The organism is Burkholderia sp. Ac-20344, assembly GCF_017104975.1.
Lineage (GTDB): Bacteria > Pseudomonadota > Gammaproteobacteria > Burkholderiales > Burkholderiaceae > Burkholderia.
On sequence record NZ_JAAGPP010000002.1, the window covers coordinates 142,568 to 164,178 of the forward strand.

Genomic DNA, 21,611 nt, shown 5'->3' on the forward strand with positions numbered 1-21,611 from the left:
ATGACGAAGCAAACACTGGCCCGCGCGGCCGTGCTGGCGTTCGCCGGCGCTGCGCTGCTCGGCGCAGGTTATTTCGCGGGCGCACGCCATGCGGCGACTGCCGCGACGGCCACGGACACCACCGCGTCGGCGTCGCCGTTGCCGTTGCCCGGTAAATCCGACCCGAAGACCGGCCGCAAGGTGCTGTACTGGCACGACCCGATGGTGCCGAACCAGCACTTCGACAAGCCGGGCAAGTCACCCTTCATGGATATGCAGCTGCAGCCCGTCTACGCGGACGAAGGCGGCGGCGCGTCCGGCATCCGGATCGATCCGGGGCTGCAGCAGAACCTCGGCATCCGCTATGCGACCGTGCGCCGGCAGCAGGCGGCGGCCGGATTCGATGCGGTGGGCACCACGCAGTTCGACGAGTCGCGCGCGGATGTCGTCCAGTCGCGCGTGACCGGCTACATCGACCGTCTCTATGCGCGCGCACCGATGCAGCGCATCGCGAAGGGCGCGCCGGTGGCGTCGCTGTTCGTGCCCGACTGGCTCGCGCCGCAGGAGGAATATCTCGCGCTCAAGCGCGGCGGGATGGACGACAGCCTGCTCGAGGCTTCGCGCGCGCGGATGCGGGCGCTGTCGATTCCCGACGGCATGATCGCGAACCTCGATCGCACCGGCCGCGCGCAGACGCATGTCGTGCTGACCGCGCCGGAGACCGGCGTCGTCAGCGAATTGAACGTGCGAGACGGCGCGATGGTCGCGCCCGGTCAGACGCTTGCGAAGATCGCGGGACTCTCGACGCTGTGGCTCATCGTCGAAGTGCCGGAAGCGCTCGCGCTGACCGTGCAGCCGGGGATGTCGGTCGACGCGACGTTCGCGGGCGACCCGGCGCAGCATTTCACCGGGCGCATCCGCGAAGTGCTGCCGGGCATCAGCACGAGCAGCCGCACGCTGCAGGCGCGCGTGGAGATCGACAACGCCGCGCTGAAGCTCACGCCCGGCATGCTGATGCGCGTGCGGGTCGCCGCGCGGCAGACCGTGTCGCGCCTGCTCGTGCCGTCCGAGGCGGTGATCGCGACCGGCAAGCGCTCGATCGTCATCGTGAAGAACGGCGACGGCCGGCTTCAGCCGGTGACGGTGACGGCGGGCAACGACGTCGGCAGCGAAACGGAAGTGCTCGGCGGGCTGAACGAAGGCGACACGGTCGTCACATCGGGGCAGTTCCTGATCGATTCCGAGGCGAGCCTCCAGTCCGTGCTGCCGCGGCTGGAAAGCGGCACCGGCGCAAGCGGGGCGGCGCCCGCGTCCACACCGAAGGCGGCGCCAACCTACGAAACGACGGGCAAGGTCGAGCAGGTCACGGCCGACGACATCACGTTCTCGCATCAGCCCGTTCCGGCGCTCGGCTGGGGCGCGATGACGATGACGTTCGGCAAGCCGTCGGCCACTGCGTTCCCGGACGTGAAGCCGGGCCAGACGGTGCGCTTCGCGTTCATGCAGGGCGACGACGGCTATCGGCTGACGAAGGTCGAACCGCAGGGAGGCGAACGATGATCGCGCGCCTCATTCGCTGGTCGATCCACAACCGTTTCCTCGTGCTGCTCGCCACCGTGCTGATCGCCGCATGGGGCATCCATTCGCTCAGGCAGACACCGCTCGATGCGTTGCCCGACCTGTCGGATACGCAGGTGATCGTGAAGGCGTCGTATCCGGGCAAGGCGCCGCAGATCGTCGAGGATCAGGTGACCTATCCGTTGACGACCACGCTGCTCGGCGTGCCCGGCGCGAAAACCGTCCGCGCGTATTCGTCGTTCGGCGATGCGTTCGTCTATGTGCTGTTCGACGACCGCACCGATCCGTACTGGGCGCGCTCGCGCGTGCTCGAATACCTGAGCCAGGTGCAGAGCCGGCTGCCGGCCGGTGCCACGGTCTCGCTCGGGCCCGATGCGACCGGCGTCGGCTGGGTGGTCGAGTATGCGCTCGTCGATCGCACCGGCCATCACGATCTCGGGCAATTGCGCGCGCTCAACGACTGGTTCCTGAAGTTCGAGCTGAAGGCCGTGCCGGACGTGTCGGAAGTCGCGAGCATCGGCGGGATGGTGCAGCAGTACCAGGTCGTGCTCGATCCGGACAAGCTGCGCGCGTACGGCATCACGCAGGCGGAGGTCGCGAACGCGCTCGGCAACGCGAACCAGGCGTCCGGCGGGTCCGTCGTCGAGCTGGCCGAGTCGGAGTACATGGTGCGCTCGACCGGCTACCTGCGCACGCTCGACGATTTCCGGCACGTCGTGCTGCGCACGAACGACGCCGGCACGCCGGTGCTGCTCGGCGACGTCGCGCGCATCCAGGTCGGCCCGGCGATGCGGCGCGGGATCGCGGAGCTGAACGGGCAGGGCGAGGTGACGGGCGGTGTCGTCGTGATGCGTTCGGGCAAGAACGCGCTGACCACGATCGATGCGGTGAAGGCGAAGCTCGCCGACCTGAAGCGTTCGCTGCCGCCCGGCGTCGAGATCGTCACGACCTACGATCGCTCGCAGCTGATCGAGCGCGCGGTGGGCAACCTGAAGGACAAGCTGATCGAGGAGTTCGTGATCGTCGGGATCGTCTGCGCGGTGTTCCTGTTCCATCTGCGCAGTGCGTTCGTCGCGATCCTGTCGCTGCCGCTCGGCGTGCTGGCCGCGTTCATCGTGATGCGCTACCAGGGCGTGAACGCGAACCTGATGTCGCTCGGCGGGATCGCGATCGCGATCGGCGCGATGATCGACGCGGCGATCGTGATGATCGAGAACGCGCACAAGCATCTCGAAGCGTACGACCACGCGCATCCCGGCGAACCGATCACGCCGGCGCGACGATGGGCGCTCGTCGCGACGTCGGCCGCGGAGGTCGGGCCTGCGCTGTTCTTCTCGCTGCTGATCATCACGCTGTCGTTCATCCCGGTGTTTTCGCTGGAAGGGCAGGAAGGCAAGCTGTTCGCGCCGCTGGCGTTCACGAAGACCTACACGATCGCCGCCGCCGCCGGGCTGTCGGTGACGCTGGTGCCGGTGCTGATGGGCTATCTGGTGCGCGGCCGCATTCCGCACGAGCACGCGAATCCGATCAACCGTGTGTTGATCCGCCTGTACCGGCCGCTGCTCGAGGCGACGCTGCGGCGCCCGTGGTTCGCGATCGGCGTCGCGGTGGCCGCGCTCATGTTGACGGCCGTGCCGTTGTCGCGACTCGGCGGCGAATTCATGCCGCCGCTCGACGAAGGCGACCTGCTGTACATGCCGACCGCGCTGCCGGGCATCTCGGCCGACAAGGCGAGCGAGCTGCTGCAGCAGACCGACCGGCTGATCAAGACCGTGCCCGAAGTCGACACGGTGTTCGGCAAATCGGGCCGCGCCGATACCGCGACCGATCCCGCGCCGCTCGAGATGTTCGAGACGACGATCCGGTTCAAGCCGCGCAGCGCATGGCGGCCCGGCATGACGCCCGAGAAGCTCGTCGACGAACTCGATCGGACGGTGAAGGTGCCGGGCCTGTCGAACGTGTGGGTGCCGCCGATCCGCAACCGGCTCGACATGCTGTCCACCGGCATCAAGACGCCGGTCGGCGTGAAGATTTCCGGGCCCGACCTGGCCGGGATCGACGCGATCGCGAAGCAGGTCGAGGCCGCGGTGAAACCCGTGCCGGGCGTCACGTCCGCGCTCGCGGAGCGGCTGAACGGCGGCCGCTACATCGACGTCGACATCGACCGGCTCGCCGCCGCGCGCTACGGGCTGTCGGTGGCCGACATCCAGTCGGTCGTGTCGTCGGCGATCGGCGGCGACGACGTCGGCGAAGTGATCGCGGGGCGCGAGCGCTTCCCGATCAACATCCGCTACCCGCGCGAGGTGCGCGATTCGGTCGAGAACCTGCGGCAACTGCCGGTGGTCACGGCGCGCGGCGCGCAGATCCGCCTCGGCGACGTCGCACGCATCGCGATTGCCGACGGCCCGCCGATGATTCGCAGCGAGAACGCACGACTGTCCGGCTACGTGTACGTCGACATCCGCGGCACCGATCTGCAGAGCGCCGTGCGCGCGATGCAGCAGGCCGTTGCGCGGCAGGTCGCGTTGCCGCCCGGCTATTCGATCGCGTGGTCGGGGCAGTTCGAGTATCTCGAACGCGCGGCGGCCAAGCTGCGTACCGTGGTGCCGGTGACGCTCGTCGTGATCTTCGTGCTGCTGTTCCTCACGTTCGGCTCGGCGGCCGATGCGCTGCTGCTGATGTCGACGGTGCCGTTCGCGCTCGTCGGCGGCTTCTGGCTCGTGTGGGCGCTCGGCCATGCGGTGTCCGTCGCGACGTCGGTGGGCTTCATCGCGCTCGCGGGCGTGGCGGCCGAATTCGGCGTCGTGATGCTGCTGTACCTGAAGGGTGCGCTGCAGCGCCGGCTCGACGCCGGCGAACCGCTGACCGATGCATTGCTGCTCGATGCGATCCGCGAAGGCGCGGTGCTGCGCGTGCGGCCCAAGGCGATGACGGTCGCGGTCGTGCTCGCCGGCCTCGTGCCGATCATGGTCGGGCACGGCGCCGGTTCCGAAGTCATGCAGCGCATCGCCGCGCCGATGGTCGGCGGCATGGTCACGGCGCCGCTGCTGTCGATGTTCGTCATTCCCGCCGCCTGGCTCCTGCTTCAGCGCCGTCATGCGCGAAGCGCGGGCCGTGTGCGGCTTTCCGATGCAGTTCCTCACGGCACGAACGTGCCATCCATCCCAACCGGAGAATCCCGATGAAGAAGTTGATTACCGTCACCGTTGCTGCTGCCGCCGTTCTTGCGATCGGCACGTTCGCCGCCCCCGCCTTTGCTGCCGGCGACATGGCGGGCATGGACATGTCCGGCATGAAGATGGCGTCGGGCGGCGCAAGCGAATCGAATGGTGCGCTGACCGACGCCGAAGTGAAGAAGGTCGATGCCGCGAGCGGCAAGATCACGCTGAAGCACGGCGCGCTCGAGAACGTCGGGATGCCGCCGATGACGATGGCGTTCAAGGCGAAGGACGCCGCGATGCTCGAGCACGCGCATGCGGGCGACAAGGTCAAGGTGCGGATCGAGAAGGTCGACGGCACGCTGACGATCGTCAAGCTGGTGAAGGCGTCCTGACCTGACGGCGTGCCGGTGCGCCGCCCGTCCGCGAGGCGGGCGGCTGCACCGGCGACGTGAATATCCGTTCGGGCCGGGTGCGCGTCGCCCGGCGGCGTTCGACTGCGCGAGTCGGGGAGAACGGAGCCCGAAAGCGAGCCGGCATCTTTATTTCAACGATACTTGAAATGTTGAAATGACGACGTTATCCTTTGCGCCATGGACTCCAATCTCGTCGTGCGCGCCTTGGGCGCGCTTGCTCATGAAGCGCGCCTGGCCATCTTTCGCGCGCTGGTCGTGGCCGGGCCCGAAGGGCTACCGGCCGGCGCAATCGCGCAGCAGATCGGGTTGTCGCCATCGAGCCTGTCGTTTCATCTGAAGGATTTGTCGCATGCCGAACTGGTCACCGCGCGCCAGGACGGCCGGTTCATCTATTACGCGGCGAATTTCGAATCGATGAGCGGACTCGTCGGGTTCCTGACCGAGAACTGCTGCGCCGGCGCTGCGTGCGGCGTGCCGGCGGCGCCCGCTTGCTGCGGGGATCGCACATGACCGGCTCGAACGCTGCCCCGTCGCCAGCCGCGGCGGTCCGGCCCGCCATCGGTTTCTTCGAGCGCTACCTGAGCGTCTGGGTGGCGCTGTGCATCGTGCTCGGCATCGCGCTGGGCCAGGCGCTGCCCGGGCTCTTCCAGCGCATCGGCCGCATGGAATACGCGCAGGTCAACCTGCCCGTCGGGCTGCTGATCTGGGTGATGATCGTGCCGATGCTCGTCAAGGTCGACTTCGGCGCGTTGCATGAGGTTCGGCAGCACATCCGGGGGATCGGCGTCACGCTCGTCGTGAACTGGCTCGTCAAGCCGTTCTCGATGGCCTTGCTCGGCTGGCTGTTCATCCGGCAGCTGTTCGCGCCGATGCTGCCGGCCGGCGAGATCGACAGCTATATCGCCGGCCTGATCCTGCTGGCCGCCGCGCCGTGCACGGCGATGGTGTTCGTGTGGAGCCGGCTGACGGGCGGCGATCCGCTGTTCACGCTGTCGCAGGTCGCGCTGAACGACAGCATCATGGTGATCGCGTTCGCGCCGCTGGTCGGCCTGCTGCTGGGGATGTCCGCGATCACGGTGCCGTGGGCGACGCTGCTCACGTCGGTCGTGCTCTACATCGTGATACCGGTGCTCCTCGCGCAAGCGTGGCGCAGGTGGCTGCTCGCGAACGGGCAGGCGGCGTTCGATGCGGCGATGGCGAAGATCGGCCCCTGGTCCATCGCCGCGCTGCTGGCCACGCTGGTGCTGCTGTTCGCGTTCCAGGGCGAGGCGATCCTGAAGCAGCCGCTGGTGATCGCGCTGCTCGCGGTGCCGATCCTGATCCAGGTGTTCTTCAACGCGGCGCTGGCGTACGGGCTCAATCGCATCGTCGGCGAGAAGCACAGCGTCGCGTGTCCGTCGGCGCTGATCGGCGCGTCCAATTTCTTCGAACTGGCCGTGGCGGCCGCCATCAGCCTGTTCGGCTTCCACTCCGGCGCGGCGCTTGCGACCGTCGTCGGCGTGCTCATCGAAGTACCGGTCATGCTGCTCGTCGTGCGCGTCGTCAACCGGTCGAAGGGCTGGTACGAGCGCGCGTGAAATTCTTCAGGAATCCGGAAATGACCGACATCACGATCTATCACAACCCCGATTGCGGCACGTCGCGCAACACGCTGGCGATGATCCGCAACACCGGCGTCGAGCCCCGCGTCGTGCTTTATCTGGAAACGCCGCCCGACCGCGAGACATTGCGCGTGCTGATCGCGGCGATGGGCGTGCCCGTGCGCGACGTGCTGCGTCGCAAGGGGACACCCTACGACACGCTCGATCTCGACAATCCGAAGTGGAGCGACGACGACCTGATCGGCTTCATGGCCGCTCACCCGATGCTGATCAATCGCCCGATCGTCGTCACTCCGCTGGGCACGCGGCTGTGCCGCCCGTCCGAGCAGGTGCTCGATATCCTGCCCGATCCGCAGAAGGGGCCGTTCGCGAAGGAAGACGGCGAAATCGTGATCGATGCGGAGGGCAAGCGTGTCTGAGCGCCTGAACGATCTGCCGCAACTCGATGCCGCGCGCTTTCGCGTACCGGATGCAAGCCGGCTGCAGCCGGCCGCGCCGTCGACGCATCCGCCTCGCATCGTGCTGCTCTACGGGTCGTTGCGCGCGCGTTCGTTCAGCCGGCTGCTGGTCGAGGAGGCGGCGCGGCTGCTGACGGCGATGGGCGCCGACGTCCGGATCTTCAATCCGGCCGGATTGCCGTTGCCCGACGGTGCGCCCGACGATCACCCGAAAGTGGCCGAGTTGCGCGAGCTCGTGCAATGGTCGGAGGGCATGGTGTGGTGCTCGCCCGAGCGGCACGGCGCGATGACCGGCGTGATGAAATCGCAGATCGACTGGATTCCGCTGTCGGTCGGCGCGGTACGGCCGACGCAGGGCAAGACGCTGGCGGTCATGCAGGTCAGTGGCGGATCGCAGTCGTTCAACGCGGTCAACCAGATGCGCGTGCTCGGGCGCTGGATGCGCATGCTGACCATTCCGAACCAGTCGTCCGTCGCGAAGGCGTTCATGGAATTCGGAGACGACGACCGGATGAAGCCGTCCGCGTATTTCGACCGCGTCGTCGACGTGATGGAGGAACTGGTCAAGTTCACGCTGCTGACGCGCGACGTCGGCGCGTACCTGACGGACCGGTACAGCGAGCGCAAGGAAAGCGCCGAACAACTGTCGCAGCGGGTGAACCAGACGCGCATCTGAGCCGCTGGCCGGCGGCCGGTGCGATGAGGCTTCGTTCGCGCCGGGGCTCCGGCATCGTGCCCCGGCATGCCGGGCGCGCGGGGTCAGCGGGCCAGCGTCAGGAACAGATACCCCGCGTAACCCGCGCCGTTCGCGAGCAATGCCCAGATCGCGAGGCCGCGGGTGCGTGCATTGACGCGCAGCCATGCCGCGGCCGCGAGCGTGACGATCACGCCGGTCAGCACTTCGGGGCGCGGCTCCCACGGCGTCAGCATGATGCCGATCGCCGGCAGCAGCGTGCCCTGGAACACCATCGCGCCGGTGATGTTGCCGAACGCGAGCGTGTCCTTCCTGCGGCGGATCCACAGCACGCTGTTGACCTTCTCCGGCAATTCCGTCGCGATCGGCACGATGATCAGCGACAGCAGCAGTGCCGACACGCCGAGCACATGCGACACGCCTTCCACGCCGTGAATGAAGCCCTTCGCAGCGCCGAACCGAGCGATAAGCCTCGAGATGCAGAGCAAGCCGACAAACTGCCCGAGTTCGATCTGCAGGACATCCCCAAAGCGATGGATAAGATGGGCTGGCCAATCTCGGCCAAGCTTGCGCGAGAATGGCTTGCGAGCCCAAGACACATCTATAACAACGACCTCAACGCTGTACAGCCGCTCGATGACACGACGGTTTCCCTGGGTTGGGCACTGAAATTTCGCGACGCATCGGATGCGTACGACAGCACGCGGACGATCTCGATGCCACCTACCACGATAGATTGGGTCGCGGCGAGAATTCCGATTTCGCTGCGCTGATCCGAGCGCCGAAACACATCGCGCTCCCTGCGCAACGGGATTCAGTGAAAGCACCTTATGTGGCCTGGCCCGCGCACGATTAAACAACCCTATGCAGGCAGGAGCCCATGGGGATCCATCGGTATTGAGCACCAGTGGGAAGTACGGGAACGTCTCCCACTTTATGGCGAAAGATAGGGCGGGTATAGACAGATGGCGCTCGAGATATAAGAGGGCCGGTACGGAACCATGCGGGGTGGCCCTCTCTGTCAAACGGGTATCTGAGGCGAAAACCTGTCAATGGGAAAAATACCCCTCTCCCCTATAGGGAAAGCCTTCCGGATATATACTCCCCCTCCCTATGCAGGAGTCAGTCATCGATGAGTCATACCGTTCGTGAAAAACAGAAGCTGCTGAACCGCGTGCGCCGGATCAAGGGCCAGGTCGAGGCCATCGAGCGCGCGCTCGGGGAAGAGCGCGGCTGCAACGAAGTCCTGCAATTGATCACGAGTTGCCGCGGCGCGATGAACGGGCTGCTGGCCGTCGTGCTGGAAGACCACATCCGCGAGCATCTGGTCGATGCGCACGGGCCGGATGCGCATGAAGGCAGCGCGACCGAGCAGCTGATCGACGTGGTGCACAGCTATTTCAAGTAATCGGGGCGAGCATGCGCAATTTCACGGATGACGCGTTTGGCGCGGGGCACGATCACATCTTTCTCGGCGCTGCGCACGAGCAGAACGAACGGAAGACATGGTTGGTCATCGGCCTGTGCGCGGCGATGATGGTGGCCGAGATCGTCGGCGGCACGCTGTTCGGATCGCTGGCGCTCGTCGCCGACGGGCTGCACATGTCGACGCACGCGGGCGCGATGCTGATCGCCGCACTGGCCTATACCTATGCGCGCAGGCATGCCGACGATCCGCGCTTCGTGTTCGGCACCGGCAAGCTGGGCGACCTGGCCGGATTCACGAGCGCGATCGTGCTCGCGATGATCGCGATCCTGATCGGTTACGAGGCGATTGCGCGTCTGCTGTCTCCCGTTCCCATTCATTTCGGCGAAGCGATTCCGATTGCCGTGCTGGGGCTCGCGGTCAACCTCGCCAGTGTGTGGCTGCTGAGCGGCGATCACCACCACGGGCATGGCCACGGGCACGGTCATCATCACGGGCATGACCACGACCACGATCACGACGATGACCATCACGCGGATCACGATCACGGTTCGCGCGCGGTGGCCCATCGCGACCACAACATCCGGTCGGCCTACGTTCACGTGATCGCCGACGCGGCCGTGTCGGTGCTGGCCATCGTCGGCCTGCTGCTCGCACGCGCCTTCGGCTGGGTCTGGATGGATCCGCTCGCGGGCATCATCGGCGCGCTCGTCATCGCGAACTGGTCGTACGGGCTGATGCGCGATACGGGCGGCATCCTGCTCGACGTCAACGTCGATCGCAAGCTGGCGGAGCGCGTGCGCCATGCGATCGAGGCGCTGGGCGACAAGGTCAACGACCTTCACGTGTGGCGCGTCGGCCCAGGCCACATGAGCGCGATCGTGTCGGTCGAGACCGCCGACGCGGCGCGTGATGCGCGCTTCTACCATGCGCTCGTCGCGCGCTTCGACGGCGTTTCTCACGTGACCGTCGAAGTGATGGCGCCGGCGAAGGCGGCCTGACCGTGGCCGTGAAATCGCCGTGTATCGAGCTGTGCGCATTCGACGGCCGCACCGGATTCTGCGTGGGCTGCCTGCGCACGCGCGACGAGGCGCGCGACTGGAGGAAGATGACCGACCATCGCCGGCACCAGATACTGAACGACCGCACGCGCCGGCAAGCGAAGATCCGGCGCGAGCCGGGGGAGTGAAGGCGAGCGCGCGACAACCGGAACGTGCGATCTCGTCACGGGCCGGCAGTAGGATGACGGGTATCGGCATCCAGCGTCAGGACGCCTGAACCGGGGGCAGCCCATGCAGACCGAATCGCCGACCGGCATTCTTCGCCAGATTCCACGCAGCGTCTGGGTGCTGGGCTGCGTCAGCCTGCTGATGGACGTATCGTCGGAAATCATCCACAGCCTGTTGCCGATGTTCCTGATGGCCGGGCTCGGCGCGAGCGCGACCGCGATCGGCGTCATCGAGGGGATCGCCGAGGCGACGTCGCCGGTCGTGAAGGTGTTCTCCGGCACGCTGAGCGACTACCTGCGCAATCGCAAATGGCTGGCGGTCGCCGGATACGGGCTCGGCGCGCTCAGCAAGCCGCTGTTCGCGCTCGCGCCGACGATCGGCGTCGTCGTGACGGCGCGAATCGTCGACCGGATCGGCAAGGGGATCCGCGGCGCGCCGCGCGATGCGCTGGTGGCCGACGTCACGCCGGTCCACCTGCGCGGCGCCGCCTACGGGCTGCGGCAGTCGCTCGACACGGTGGGCGCATTCCTCGGACCGCTGCTGGCCGTCATCATCATGCTGGCGTGGCACGACGACTTCCGCCTCGCATTCTGGCTGGCCGTGATCCCCGGCGTGCTGGCTGTGGCGCTGCTCGCGTTCGGTATCGACGAGCCGGCGCGCGCGCCGGGCGAGCCGCGCGTCAACCCGATCCGCCGCGATGTCGTCGCGCAGCTCGGCGCCCGCTACTGGTGGGTCGTCGCCGTGGGCGCCATGTTCGCGCTGGCCCGCTTCAGCGAGGCGTTCCTGGTGCTGCGCGCGATGGGCGGCGGCGTACCCGTCGCGCTCGTGCCGCTCGTGATGGTGGCGATGAACGTCGTGTACGCGTTGTCGGCCTACCCGTTCGGCAAGCTCGCCGACACGACGAGCCATAAGAAGCTGATGGCGGCCGGGCTCGTCCTGCTGATCGCCGCCGATCTCGTGCTTGCACACGGCACGCACTGGGGCGCCGTACTCGTCGGCGTCGCGCTGTGGGGGCTCCATATGGGGATGACGCAGGGGCTGCTCGCGACGATGGTCGCGCATGTCGCGCCGGCCGAGTTGAGAGGGACGGCGTTCGGCGTATTCAACCTGCTCGGCGGCGTGGTGACGCTCGTGTCGAGTGTCGTCGCCGGCATCCTGTGGGATCGGGTGGGCGCTGCGGCCACGTTCTACGCCGGGGCCGTGTTCAGTGCGGCGACCATCGTGCTGCTCGCCTGCATTCGAACGTCGTTCGGCGCCGCGCAGGATCGCTAGCCGGAAGGCCGCGAGCGGTCTAACGGTCCGTGCCGCGCGGAAAATAAAGCGCGAACGTCGTGCACCCGTCGCGGCTGGTCACCTCGACCTTGCCGCGATGCAGCTCCATGATCGACTTCACGATCGCGAGCCCGAGCCCCGCGTTGCGCGCCGCGCCGTGCCGCGACGAATCGATGCGGTAGAAGCGCTCGAAGATCCGTTCGACCTGTTCGGGCGGAATCGCGGCGCCGCGATTCGTGACTTCGACGACCGCATAACCGGCTTGTGCGGAAACCGCGAGCTCGATCGTCGACGCGGCTTCCGCATGTTCGAGCGCGTTCGACGCGAGGTTGCTCACCGCGCGCCGGAACAGCGTTGCATCGGCGACGACCGGCGCTTCGCCGTGCACGTCGATGCGCACGCCGGCTTCGTCGGCCAGCGCCTGGAAATACGACGCGAGCCGGCGCAGCTCGCTGCCCGCGTCGAGCTCGGCGGTCTTCAGGTGCTGCCGCGCATTGTCGGTGCGCGCGAGAAACAGCATGTTCTCGATCATCCGCTGCAACCGTTCGCATTCCTCGATGTTCGAATCGATCAGCGCTTCGTATTCCTCGGTCGTGCGCGCGCGCGACAGCGTGACCTGCGACGAGCTGATCATGTTGGCGAGCGGCGTGCGCATGTCGTGCGCGAGATCGGACGAGAATTGCGACAGCCGCACGAACGCACGTTCGAGGCGGTCGAGCATCCGGTTGACCGAGGTCGCGAGTTCACGCAGCTCGACCGGGCCGCCGCGCGCGTCGAGCCGCGCGTTCAGGTTGTGCGCCTCGATGCGCGACGTCTGCCGGCCGAGGCTCTCGACCGGGCGCAGGCCGCGCGACGCAACTGCGTAGCCGAGCGCGCCGACCAGCAGCGCGCCGGCGGCCGCCGCGAGCCAGATGTCGACGCGATAGCTTTCGAGCAGCGACTGGCGATCGGTCGCCGTGCGCGCGAGCGCGACCTGGATCGCGTCGCCGGACGGCAGCGTTGCGCGCGCATACACGCAGCGCGACGTGCCGATGCCGGGCGGCGCGCACATGAACGGGGTACCGGCTGCACTGGCCGGATGCGGCGCGGCGATCACCGACGCCAGCGTGTTGCCGGCTTCGTCGGAATGCTCGACGAGCGCACGGTTCTGCGCGTCGTAGATGCCGAGATAGACGCCCGGATGCGACAGCAGCACCTCATGAAACACGGCCGGATCGGCACGCAGCGCGGCGATCGACCCGCTCGCGTGCGCGAGCTGCAGGAACTGGTTGAGCTTGCCGGAGATCTCGATGTCGTCGCGCCGCGTCAGCTCGGCGGACAGCGAGCGATACAGGTACGCACCGGTCAGCGCGAACACGAGCGCGGCAACGACGGCGAACGCGAGCGTCAGGCGCTGCAGCAGCGAATACGAGGCCGGGTGGCGCGTCACGAACGATCCTCGAGCACGTAGCCCATGCCGCGGATCGTGTGGATCAGCTTCCTGTCGTACGCGTTGTCGATCTTCGCGCGCAGGCGCTTGATCGCCGCATCGACGACGTTCGTGTCGCTGTCGAAATTCATGTCCCAGATCTGCGACGTGATGAAGGTGCGTGTCAGCACCTCGCCCTCGCGTTCGGCGAGCAGCTGCAGCAGCGCGAATTCCTGCGCGGTCAGGTCGATGCGGGTGTCGGCGCGCCGCACGCGGCGGCGGATCAGGTCGACTTCGAGATCGGCGACGTGCAGGATGTCGCGCACGTTGCGCGGCGCGCGCCGCAGCAGCGAACGGATGCGCGCGAGGAACTCGGCATACGCGAACGGCTTGAGCAGGTAGTCGTCGGCGCCCAGCTCGAGCCCGGCGACCTTGTCCTCGATCGCCTCGCGCGCCGTGAGCAGCAGCACGGGCGTCTGCTTCTGCGCGCGCAGCCGCCGGAGCACCTCGAAGCCATCCATTTCCGGCAGCATCACGTCGAGCACGACGAGATCGAAATCCTCGTGCAGCGCGAGGAACAGCCCGTCCTTGCCGTTTTCCGCGACGTCGACCGTGTAGCTCGCCTCCATCAGCCCTTTCCGGAGGTACGACGCCATCTTGGGTTCGTCTTCGACTATCAGTATCCGCATGGTGAGGCAGGCTGTCCGTGATTCATCCGTGATTCCAGCCGGTCAGTGTAACGCGTGAGCTTACGGCGCCGTGCGTGCGCGAAAGATGACCACCGGATGACGGAAATTTCATGAAACCCCGGTCATGTTTCGGCCATGTCGTCGTCACCGCGGCGGCGATAAGCTGCGGCCGTCGTGTCCCCGGAGCGCGCCGTCGCGGCGCTGCGCCGGCCTATCCGGTCGTTGCCTGCCTGATTCCGCATCCATGTCGTACTGGCGCAAATTCCTCGTCGTCGTGCTGCTGGCGCTGAGCCTGCCGATCCAGTCGTTCGCGACCGTGTCGATGCCGTGCACGGCGGCTGTCGCGCCGTACGCGGACGAGGCGTCGCACACGATGCCGGTCGCGCAGGATGGCCATCGCGACGCGGGCAGCCACGCCCGGCATGCGCCGTCGTGTTCCGCGTGCGTGTCCTGCTGCTTCGGCGCCGGCATGTCGGGCATACCCGCGGTATCCGCTGCGGTGGACATCCGCGTGGCGATCGCGTCGTCCCCGCCTGCGGCCGTGGTCGTGTCGTTCCTGACCGGCGGCATCGACAGGCCGCCGCGCCGGATGCTCGTCTAGACCCTGCCCGCGGCCCCGACCGGCCGCGCTCTGCAATCCGCTCCGGCGGCGGCATCCGTGCCGCCGGGCGACTCACGACGAGACCCATTCATGCGATTGATCACTGCGGCGCTGCTTGGCGCGGCGGCCCTCGTGCCGTCGCTCGCGCCTGCGCAAACCACGCTGCCCGATCCGGCGGACGCCGCCGCATCGGTGCCGGACGTCACCGTGACGTCCGCATTCGACGGCTACCGGCCGTATCGGGACGACGAAGGCCCGGGCTGGAAACAACTGAACCGCGACGTGATGGAACGGCCTGCGAAGGGACGCACGACCGGTCGCGCGACTGGCGGCGGTACCCATTCGATGCACGGGGGGGCCGCGCAATGACGATGCTTGCGATATCGCCGAGGATCGGCGCGGCTGCGGCCGTGCTGGCCTTCCTCGCGGGGTGCACGACGTTTTCGAAGGACGGCGGCTTCGACGCGGTGTCGACCGCCGCGTCGGAACGCATCGGGAAAGACGCGGTCGTGGTCAGGACCGACGCCGACCGCGAAGCCGTCGACAAGCGCACGAAGGAACTGCTGGCCAGGCCGCTGTCGATGGACGACGCGGTGCAGGTCGCGCTGCTGAACAACCGTGGCCTGCAGGCGTCGTACGCGGAACTGGGGCTGTCGGAGGCCGATCTCGTCCAGGCCGGCCGGCTGCCGAACCCGCGTTTCGCGTTCAGCCGCACACGCGCCGGCGACGGCGAGCTGACCCTCGGCCGCACGTTTTCGGCGAACGTGTTCGCGCTGCTGACGATGCCGCTCGCGACGAACATCGAACGCCGCCGCTTCGAGCAGACCCAGCTCGAAACGGCCGACGCGATGCTGAAGGTGGCAGCGGACGCGCGCCGCGCGTATGTCGAGGCCGTCGCTGCCGAGCAGGCCGCGAACTATGCGCAACAGGTGCGCGATGCCGGGAGCGCGGCTGCCGAACTCGCGCTGCGCATGCGGCAGGCCGGCAACTTCAGCCGCCTCGATTACGCGCGCGAACAGGCGTTCCATGCCGATGCGGTCGCGCAGCATGCGAAGGCGCGCCAGCAGGCCGTCGCTGCCCGCGAGAAGCTCACGCGCGCGATGGGGCTGTGGGGCGAACGCACGCAGTACGCGCTGCCTGAGCGCTTGCCCGACCTGCCGAAAGCGCGGCCGAACCTGCCCGATCTCGAACGGTTCGCGATGAGCAACCGCTTCGACATCCAGGCCGCCAAGCTGCAGACGCAGGGCGTTGCGTCGTCGCTCGGCCTCAGCAAGGCGACGCGCTTCGTCAATGCGGTCGAGCTCGGCTACGTGAACAACTACGAGACCGGCAAGGGGCACGAGCACGGCTACGAGATCAGCGTCGAGATTCCACTGTTCGACTGGGGCGGCGCGAAGGTTGCGCGGGCCGAGGCCGTCTACATGCAGTCGGCGAACCGGCTCGCGAAGACGGCCATCGACGCGCGCTCCGAAGTGCGCGAATCGTATGGGGCGTACGTGACGAGCTACGACGTCGCGACGCACTATCGCGACGAAGTCGTGCCGCTGCGCAAGACGATCTCGGACGAGCTGCTGCTGCGCTACAACGGGATGCTCGCGAGCGTGTTCGAGCTGCTGGCCGATGCGCGCGAACAGGTCGGCGCGGTCAACGGCTACATCGATGCGCTGAAGGACTACTGGCTTGCCGAAACCGATCTGCAAATGGCGGTCGGGGGCCGGCTGCCGTCCGAGGGCGCCGTGCCGCACGCCGCGCAATCCACCCAGCCCGAATCCACTTCAAACGCCGACGCTGCGCCGCAGCCGGCGTCCACGCCCGCGGCGCAACCGGCGCCCGCGACGCAAACGCATCAGGAAGGTCATTGACATGGTGTCCCGTCGACAATTTCTCAGCGGCTCGGGCGCCGCGCTGCTGGGCGCCGCGATGGTCAGCAAGGCCGGCGCCGCATCGCTGCCCGAAGCGCCCACGATGGCGAAAACCGGCACGCAGCCGCCGCTCGTGCCGCCGAACGGCCGCCCGTACACGCCCGTCGCGACGCTGAACGGCTGGACGCTGCCGTGGCGGATGAAGAACGGCTGGAAGGAATTCCACCTGACGGCCGAGCCCGTCGTGCGCGAGATGGCGCCCGGCATGAACGCGAACCTGTGGGGCTACAACGGCCAGTCGCCGGGCCCGACGATCGAGGCCGTCGAAGGCGACAAGGTCCGCATCTTCGTGACCAACCGGCTACCGGAGCACACGACGATCCACTGGCACGGGCTGCGGCTGCCGAACGGGATGGACGGCGTCGGCGGCCTCACGCAGCCGCATATCCCGCCCGGCAAGACCTTCGTCTACGAGTTCCAGCTCGAATCGCACGGCACGTTCATGTATCACCCGCACGCCGACGAGATGGTGCAGATGGCGATGGGGATGATGGGCATGTTCATCGTGCATCCGAAGGACCGCGGCACGATGCCGGTCGATCGCGACTTCGTGTTCCTGCTCGCCGCCTACGACATCGATCCGGGCAGCTTCACGCCGCGCGTGAACGAGATGACCGACTTCAACATGTGGACGTTCAACTCGCGCGTGTTTCCGGGCATCGATCCGCTGCCGGTGCGCGCGGGCGACCGGGTGCGGATTCGTTTCGGCAACCTGACGATGACGAACCATCCGATCCACCTGCACGGCTACAGCTTCGAAGTCGCGGGCACCGACGGCGGCTGGATTCCGCCGGCCGCGCGCTGGCCGGAAGTGACGGCCGATGTCGCGGTGGGCCAGATGCGCGCGATCGAGTTCACCGCCGATCGTCCGGGCGACTGGGCGTTCCACTGCCACAAGTCGCATCACACGATGAATGCGATGGGCCACCAGGTGCCGAACCTGATCGGGGTGCCGCAGAAGGATCTCGCGCAGCGCATCGGCAAGCTGGTGCCCGACTACATGGCGATGGGCAGCACGGGCGGCGCGATGGGCGGCATGGAGATGCCGCTGCCCGACAACACGCTGCCGATGATGACGGGCACGGGCCCGTTCGGGCCGCTGGAGATGGGCGGCATGTTCACGGTCTGCAAGGTGCGGCAGGGGCTCGGCCGCAACGACTATCGCGATCCGGGCTGGTTCCGGCATCCGAAGGGCACCGTCGCGTACGAGTACACCGGCGAACTGCCGGACGGCTGAGCAGCATGCGGCGGCTGCGCGGTGCGGCCGCCGGTTTCGTTTCATTGACTCGGGAGTCGACATGATGAAGAAGGGACTGGTTTCGATGGCAATGGGTGGTGCGCTGGCGTTTTCCGCCGCGTCGTACGCGGCCGGCGACATGGCCGGCATGGACATGAGCGGCGGCGCGAAGCAGGCAGCCGCGGCGAAGCAGGGCATGTCGCACGGTGAAATCCGCAAGGTCGACACGGCCGCCGGCAAGCTGACGATCAAGCACGGCCCGCTGGAAAACCTCGGGATGGACGCGATGACGATGGTGTTCAAGGTGAAGAACCCGGCGATGCTGTCGCAGGTCAAGGCGGGCGACAGGGTCGACTTCGTCGCGGAAGACGTGGACGGCGCGCTGACCGTCGTCGAGCTGAAGAAGCCGTGACGCGGAGCGAGAACATGAAGATCACGAACCTGACCCGGCTGGCCGCGATCGTCGCGACCGGTGCGATCCTCGCGGCCGCACCGGTCGCGGCCTCCGCGCACGGCAAGCTGGAAAGCGCCGCACCGGCGACGGGCAGCACGGTCGACACGGCGCCCGACACGTTGCGGCTCACCTTCAACGAAGATCTCGAGCCGGCATTCAGCTCGGTGAAGGTGTCGGATGCGAACGGCAATGCCGTCACGCAGGAAAAGGCGAAGGTCGATGCGGCGAGCCCGCGTGTGATGACCGTCGCGATGCCGAAGCTCGCGCCCGGCGCGTACACGGTGCAGTGGGTGGCGATGACGGCCGACGCGCATCGCACGAAGGGCACCTATACGTTCAGGGTGAAGGGGTGAACGAGGGCTTCGTCGGTCTCCTGCGGCTCGTGTCGGTGGCGATCCAGAACGCCGGGTTTGCCGTCGTCGTCGGTGCGCTGCTCGGCAGCCACTGGCTCGCGCGGGGCGCGTCGGCATGGCAGCACGGCATCGGGCGGCGGCTCGTCGCGACGCTGCGCATCGCGTCCGTCGTGTCGCTGGTCGCGAGCGTCACCGCGTTCTGGGCGCACTGCGCGTTGATGAGCGAGGTGTCGTTGCGCGAAGCGGGGCCGGCCGTCCGCGCGATGCTCGCGGGCACGGGGTTCGGTCATGCGTGGCTGGCCGGTGCGGTGTTCATGCTCGTCGTCGTGGTGCTGTCGTTCGTCAGGCGCGCGAACGATACGCGCGTGCCGTTCGCGATAGGGGCCGCGCTTGCCTGCGTCGCGCTCGCGCGCAGCAATGGCGGGCATCCGGTGGATGCCGGGCTGTTCAGCGTGCCGGTGTGGGTCGACTGGCTGCATCTGCTGGCGATCAGCGCGTGGGTCGGGCTCGTGCTCGTGACGGCATTCGGCGTGATGCCGCGGCTCGCCGGCATGCCGGCGAGCGAACGCGCGACGGGGGCGTCGTTCGTGCAGTCGCTTTCCGATGCGTCGACCTACGCATTGATCGTGCTGTTCGCGACCGGCGCGTACAACGGCTGGCGCGGCGTCGATACGCCCGGCAACCTGCTCGCGTCGACGTACGGGCAGATCCTGCTGCTGAAGCTCGCGCTCGTGCTGATCGCGGCGGCGCTCGGCGGACACAACCGCTTCTTCGGGATGCCGAAGTTGCTGGCGGCGCTGAAGGATCCGGCGGCCGCGCTGCCGGCCGGCTCGTTGAAACGGTTCGGCACCGTGTTGCGGGTGGAGGCGGTCGTGCTCGGCGGCGTGCTGATGGTCGCAGCCGTGCTCGTGTCGAGCGCGTTGCCGGGCACGGCGTAGCGCGACGGCGCGACGCTGCGGCAGTGAGGGCTCGCGGGGGAATCGCCAAGGGCTCGGCGGAGTTTCATCAGACGACTCCCCCGCTTTTTCACGCGTAAATGCGTGCTCGATGGCGATCGCGGCGCGATAACGACAATTACATCGGCCTGTCTTTCGATTACCAAAAACTGTCATTGAGCGCCGCTAAGCTTTCGCCACCCTCACAACCGGGATTCCCCGTCATGCGCTCGACAATCCGCCTCCTCACCCCGCTATTGCTGCTTCCGACGCTTGCCGCGCCGGTTTTCGCCGCCACGGCCGCACCCGTCAGCCCGAACTGCGGCGGCAGCACGACGCCGATCGCCGACATCCAGGGGCCGGGCGCGCCGTCGCCGCTCGCCGGCCAGAACGTGTCGATCGAAGCCGTCGTCACCGCCGATTTCGGCGGCACGGACGGCTTCGGCGGCTTCTTCGTCCAGCAGGCCGACGCGCAGCGCCGCAACCAGCCGGGGGTGTCCGAAGGCCTGTTCGTCTACGCGCCGAAAGTGCGTGCGACAGCGGGCGATCTCGTGCACGTGACGGGCAAGGTCGAGGAGAAATACGGGCAGACGCAACTCACGCTGTCGGGCGCGATCGCGGTGTGCGCGAACAACCAGACCGTCACGCCCGCGACGCTCACGCTGCCGGTCGACAGCCCGAACGCGTTCGCCGCGTATGAAGGGATGCGGGTGCGCCTGCCGCAGACGCTGAACGTCACCGACAACTACGAACTCGGCCGCTACGGCAGCGTGATGCTCAGCAACGGCCGCCTGCGCACGCCGACGAGCGTCGTGCCGCCCGCGCAGGCGCAGACGCAGATCGATGCGAACGCACGCAACCGCCTGGTCCTCGACGACGGCTCGAACAAGCAGAACCCCGCGACCGTGCCGTATCCGGCGCCGGGCCTGTCGGCCGCGAATACGCTGCGCGCGGGCTACACGGTGCGCGACGTCGAAGGCGTGCTCGAAGTGCGTTACGGCGCATGGCGCGTGCAACCGCTGCCGGGTGCGGCCGCGCCGGCATTCGACGCGCGCACGAACCCGCGCACCCGCGCACCGGCGCGCGATCCGAAATCGAACCTGCGTGTCGCGTCGTTCAACGTCCTGAACTACTTCAACGGCAACGGTCTCGGCGGCGGCTTCGACGATCCGAACAACCGCGGCGCGAAGAACGACCAGGAATTCCAGCGCCAGGAAGCGAAGATCGTCAGCGCGCTGAAGGCGATCGATGCGGACGTGATCGGCCTGATGGAAATCCAGAACAACGGCTACGGCGAACTGAGCGCGGTGCGCCAGCTCGCGGCGAAGCTCGGCAATCAGTGGCGCGTCGTCGATCCGGGCGTGTCGCGCCTCGGCGGCGATGCGATCACGGTCGCGATGATCTACGACAGCCGCAAGGTCGAACCGGTCGGCCGCGCGGCGACGCTCGCGATCGACGACAAGAACCGCCAGCCGCTCGCGCAGTCGTTCAGGCTGACCGGCGGCAACAAGCAGTCGCTGACGGTCGCGGTCAACCACCTGAAGTCGAAGAACTGCCCGGACGCGACGAACGACGATCTCGACCAGGGCGACGGCCAGGGCTGCTGGAACCCGACGCGCACGCGCGCGGCGGCGAAGGTGGCCGACTGGCTCGCCGGCAACCCGACGGGCGTCGCGGGCCAGGGCGTGCTGCTGATCGGCGACTTCAACAGCTACACGTACGAAGACCCGATCCGCACGCTCGAAGCGCGCGGCTACCGCAACCTCGTCGCGCGCTGGATCGGCGCGAATGCGTACAGCTACGTGTACAACGGCGAAGCCGGCTATCTCGATCACGCGCTCGCGACGCTGCCGCTCGCGTCGCACGTGAAGGCCGTGCACGAATGGCACATCAACGCGGACGAGCCGCTCGCGCTGCAGTACACGCTCGCGTACAAATCGGCGGAGCAGCAGAAGACGTTCTATGCGCCGGATGCGTATCGTTCGTCGGATCACGATCCGGTGCTGATCGATATCGCGCTGCCGGGCGGCGGGCATTGATGGCGGATTGAACGCGGATTGAACACGGGTGAGGCGCGGCGTGCGGCGAGGCTGCACGCCGCGCTTCGCTTCATCCGGTAAAGCCGGCTTGATTCTGGTAAATAGTTCCGTCAAAATTTCGCGAATTAACGGAATCGGTATTTTATGGATCGTGCAGCGCGG

The 21,611-nt window shown here is 67.6% G+C and carries 22 protein-coding genes and 1 pseudogene; 20 read left to right on the forward strand and 3 right to left on the reverse strand.

Features of this window, described 5'->3' with window-relative positions:
- The 7 genes from G3N64_RS01460 (at position 1) to arsH (ending at position 7,866) form a co-directional block, all read left to right on the forward strand.
- On the forward strand, positions 1-1,539 hold the full coding sequence (locus G3N64_RS01460) for an efflux RND transporter periplasmic adaptor subunit (protein ID WP_205781996.1): 1,539 nt from the start codon (positions 1-3) through the stop codon (positions 1,537-1,539).
- Positions 1,536-4,742 carry an efflux RND transporter permease subunit gene (locus tag G3N64_RS01465; RefSeq protein ID WP_205781997.1) on the forward strand — a complete coding sequence of 1,069 codons (3,207 nt, stop codon included), beginning with the start codon at positions 1,536-1,538 and terminating at the stop codon, positions 4,740-4,742. Before G3N64_RS01460 ends, G3N64_RS01465 begins: the two co-directional genes overlap by 4 nt.
- On the forward strand, positions 4,739-5,110 hold the full coding sequence (locus G3N64_RS01470; RefSeq protein WP_205781998.1) for a copper-binding protein: 372 nt from the start codon (positions 4,739-4,741) through the stop codon (positions 5,108-5,110). The genes G3N64_RS01465 and G3N64_RS01470 overlap by 4 nt, the downstream gene beginning before the upstream one ends.
- A gap of 198 nt (positions 5,111-5,308) precedes the next feature.
- Entirely contained in the window at positions 5,309-5,641 is a 333-nt protein-coding gene (locus tag G3N64_RS01475; RefSeq protein WP_205781999.1) for a metalloregulator ArsR/SmtB family transcription factor, read from the forward strand.
- Entirely contained in the window at positions 5,638-6,708 is a 1,071-nt protein-coding gene (arsB, locus tag G3N64_RS01480; RefSeq protein WP_205782000.1) for an ACR3 family arsenite efflux transporter, read from the forward strand. Before G3N64_RS01475 ends, arsB begins: the two co-directional genes overlap by 4 nt.
- 20 nt (positions 6,709-6,728) lie before the next feature.
- On the forward strand, positions 6,729-7,151 hold the full coding sequence (gene arsC / locus G3N64_RS01485) for an arsenate reductase (glutaredoxin) (RefSeq protein WP_205782001.1): 423 nt from the start codon (positions 6,729-6,731) through the stop codon (positions 7,149-7,151).
- Positions 7,129-7,866 carry an arsenical resistance protein ArsH gene (arsH, locus tag G3N64_RS01490; protein WP_205782002.1) on the forward strand — a complete coding sequence of 246 codons (738 nt, stop codon included), beginning with the start codon at positions 7,129-7,131 and terminating at the stop codon, positions 7,864-7,866. Before arsC ends, arsH begins: the two co-directional genes overlap by 23 nt.
- Positions 7,867-7,949: 83 nt before the next feature.
- Here arsH and G3N64_RS01495 read toward each other — a convergent pair.
- Positions 7,950-8,333, reverse strand: a pseudogene (locus tag G3N64_RS01495) (sodium:calcium antiporter); the annotation flags it as partial.
- A gap of 93 nt (positions 8,334-8,426) precedes the next feature.
- On the opposite strand from G3N64_RS01495, the gene G3N64_RS39545 reads away from it, so the two are divergent.
- The 5 genes from G3N64_RS39545 (at position 8,427) to G3N64_RS01520 (ending at position 11,811) form a co-directional block, all read left to right on the forward strand.
- Positions 8,427-8,657, forward strand: coding sequence for a DUF6402 family protein (locus G3N64_RS39545; protein ID WP_241020715.1), 231 nt, complete (start codon positions 8,427-8,429; stop codon positions 8,655-8,657).
- A 359-nt stretch (positions 8,658-9,016) separates the two neighbouring features.
- Positions 9,017-9,292, forward strand: a complete 276-nt coding sequence (locus G3N64_RS01505; RefSeq protein WP_205782003.1) for a metal/formaldehyde-sensitive transcriptional repressor — start codon at positions 9,017-9,019, stop codon at positions 9,290-9,292.
- An 11-nt stretch (positions 9,293-9,303) separates the two neighbouring features.
- Entirely contained in the window at positions 9,304-10,311 is a 1,008-nt protein-coding gene (dmeF, locus tag G3N64_RS01510; RefSeq protein ID WP_205782004.1) for a CDF family Co(II)/Ni(II) efflux transporter DmeF, read from the forward strand.
- Positions 10,312-10,313: 2 nt separating this feature from the next.
- Positions 10,314-10,499 (forward strand): DUF1289 domain-containing protein, encoded by a 186-nt coding sequence (locus G3N64_RS01515; RefSeq protein ID WP_205782005.1) that lies wholly within the window; start codon positions 10,314-10,316, stop codon positions 10,497-10,499.
- A gap of 103 nt (positions 10,500-10,602) precedes the next feature.
- Positions 10,603-11,811, forward strand: a complete 1,209-nt coding sequence (locus G3N64_RS01520) for an MFS transporter (protein ID WP_205782006.1) — start codon at positions 10,603-10,605, stop codon at positions 11,809-11,811.
- 19 nt (positions 11,812-11,830) lie between these two features.
- Here G3N64_RS01520 and G3N64_RS01525 read toward each other — a convergent pair whose 3' ends face one another.
- On the reverse strand, positions 11,831-13,240 hold the full coding sequence (locus G3N64_RS01525) for a heavy metal sensor histidine kinase (RefSeq protein ID WP_205782007.1): 1,410 nt from the start codon (positions 13,238-13,240) through the stop codon (positions 11,831-11,833).
- Complete coding sequence (locus G3N64_RS01530) at positions 13,237-13,908, reverse strand: heavy metal response regulator transcription factor (RefSeq protein WP_205782008.1); 672 nt, start codon at positions 13,906-13,908, stop codon at positions 13,237-13,239. Before G3N64_RS01530 ends, G3N64_RS01525 begins: the two co-directional genes overlap by 4 nt.
- A gap of 244 nt (positions 13,909-14,152) precedes the next feature.
- Between G3N64_RS01530 and G3N64_RS01535 the strand changes: the two genes are divergently transcribed.
- From G3N64_RS01535 to G3N64_RS01570, 8 genes are all read left to right on the forward strand, one after another.
- Positions 14,153-14,509: a hypothetical protein gene (locus tag G3N64_RS01535; protein WP_205782009.1), complete on the forward strand. Its 357-nt coding sequence runs from the start codon at positions 14,153-14,155 to the stop codon at positions 14,507-14,509.
- Between the two features lie 90 nt (positions 14,510-14,599).
- On the forward strand, positions 14,600-14,878 hold the full coding sequence (locus G3N64_RS01540) for a hypothetical protein (RefSeq protein WP_205782010.1): 279 nt from the start codon (positions 14,600-14,602) through the stop codon (positions 14,876-14,878).
- A complete protein-coding gene (locus tag G3N64_RS01545; RefSeq protein ID WP_205782011.1) occupies positions 14,875-16,371 on the forward strand; it encodes a TolC family protein in 1,497 nt (498 codons plus the stop codon). Before G3N64_RS01540 ends, G3N64_RS01545 begins: the two co-directional genes overlap by 4 nt.
- Position 16,372: 1 nt before the next feature.
- Positions 16,373-17,668 (forward strand): copper oxidase, encoded by a 1,296-nt coding sequence (locus G3N64_RS01550; protein WP_205782012.1) that lies wholly within the window; start codon positions 16,373-16,375, stop codon positions 17,666-17,668.
- Positions 17,669-17,732: 64 nt separating this feature from the next.
- Positions 17,733-18,080 carry a copper-binding protein gene (locus G3N64_RS01555; protein WP_205782027.1) on the forward strand — a complete coding sequence of 116 codons (348 nt, stop codon included), beginning with the start codon at positions 17,733-17,735 and terminating at the stop codon, positions 18,078-18,080.
- Between the two features lie 14 nt (positions 18,081-18,094).
- Positions 18,095-18,475, forward strand: a complete 381-nt coding sequence (gene copC, locus G3N64_RS01560; RefSeq protein WP_205782013.1) for a copper homeostasis periplasmic binding protein CopC — start codon at positions 18,095-18,097, stop codon at positions 18,473-18,475.
- A complete protein-coding gene (locus tag G3N64_RS01565) occupies positions 18,472-19,413 on the forward strand; it encodes a CopD family protein (RefSeq protein ID WP_205782014.1) in 942 nt (313 codons plus the stop codon). Before copC ends, G3N64_RS01565 begins: the two co-directional genes overlap by 4 nt.
- Positions 19,414-19,634: 221 nt before the next feature.
- Positions 19,635-21,449, forward strand: coding sequence for an ExeM/NucH family extracellular endonuclease (locus G3N64_RS01570; RefSeq protein ID WP_205782015.1), 1,815 nt, complete (start codon positions 19,635-19,637; stop codon positions 21,447-21,449).
- The last annotated feature ends 162 nt before the right edge of the window (positions 21,450-21,611 follow it).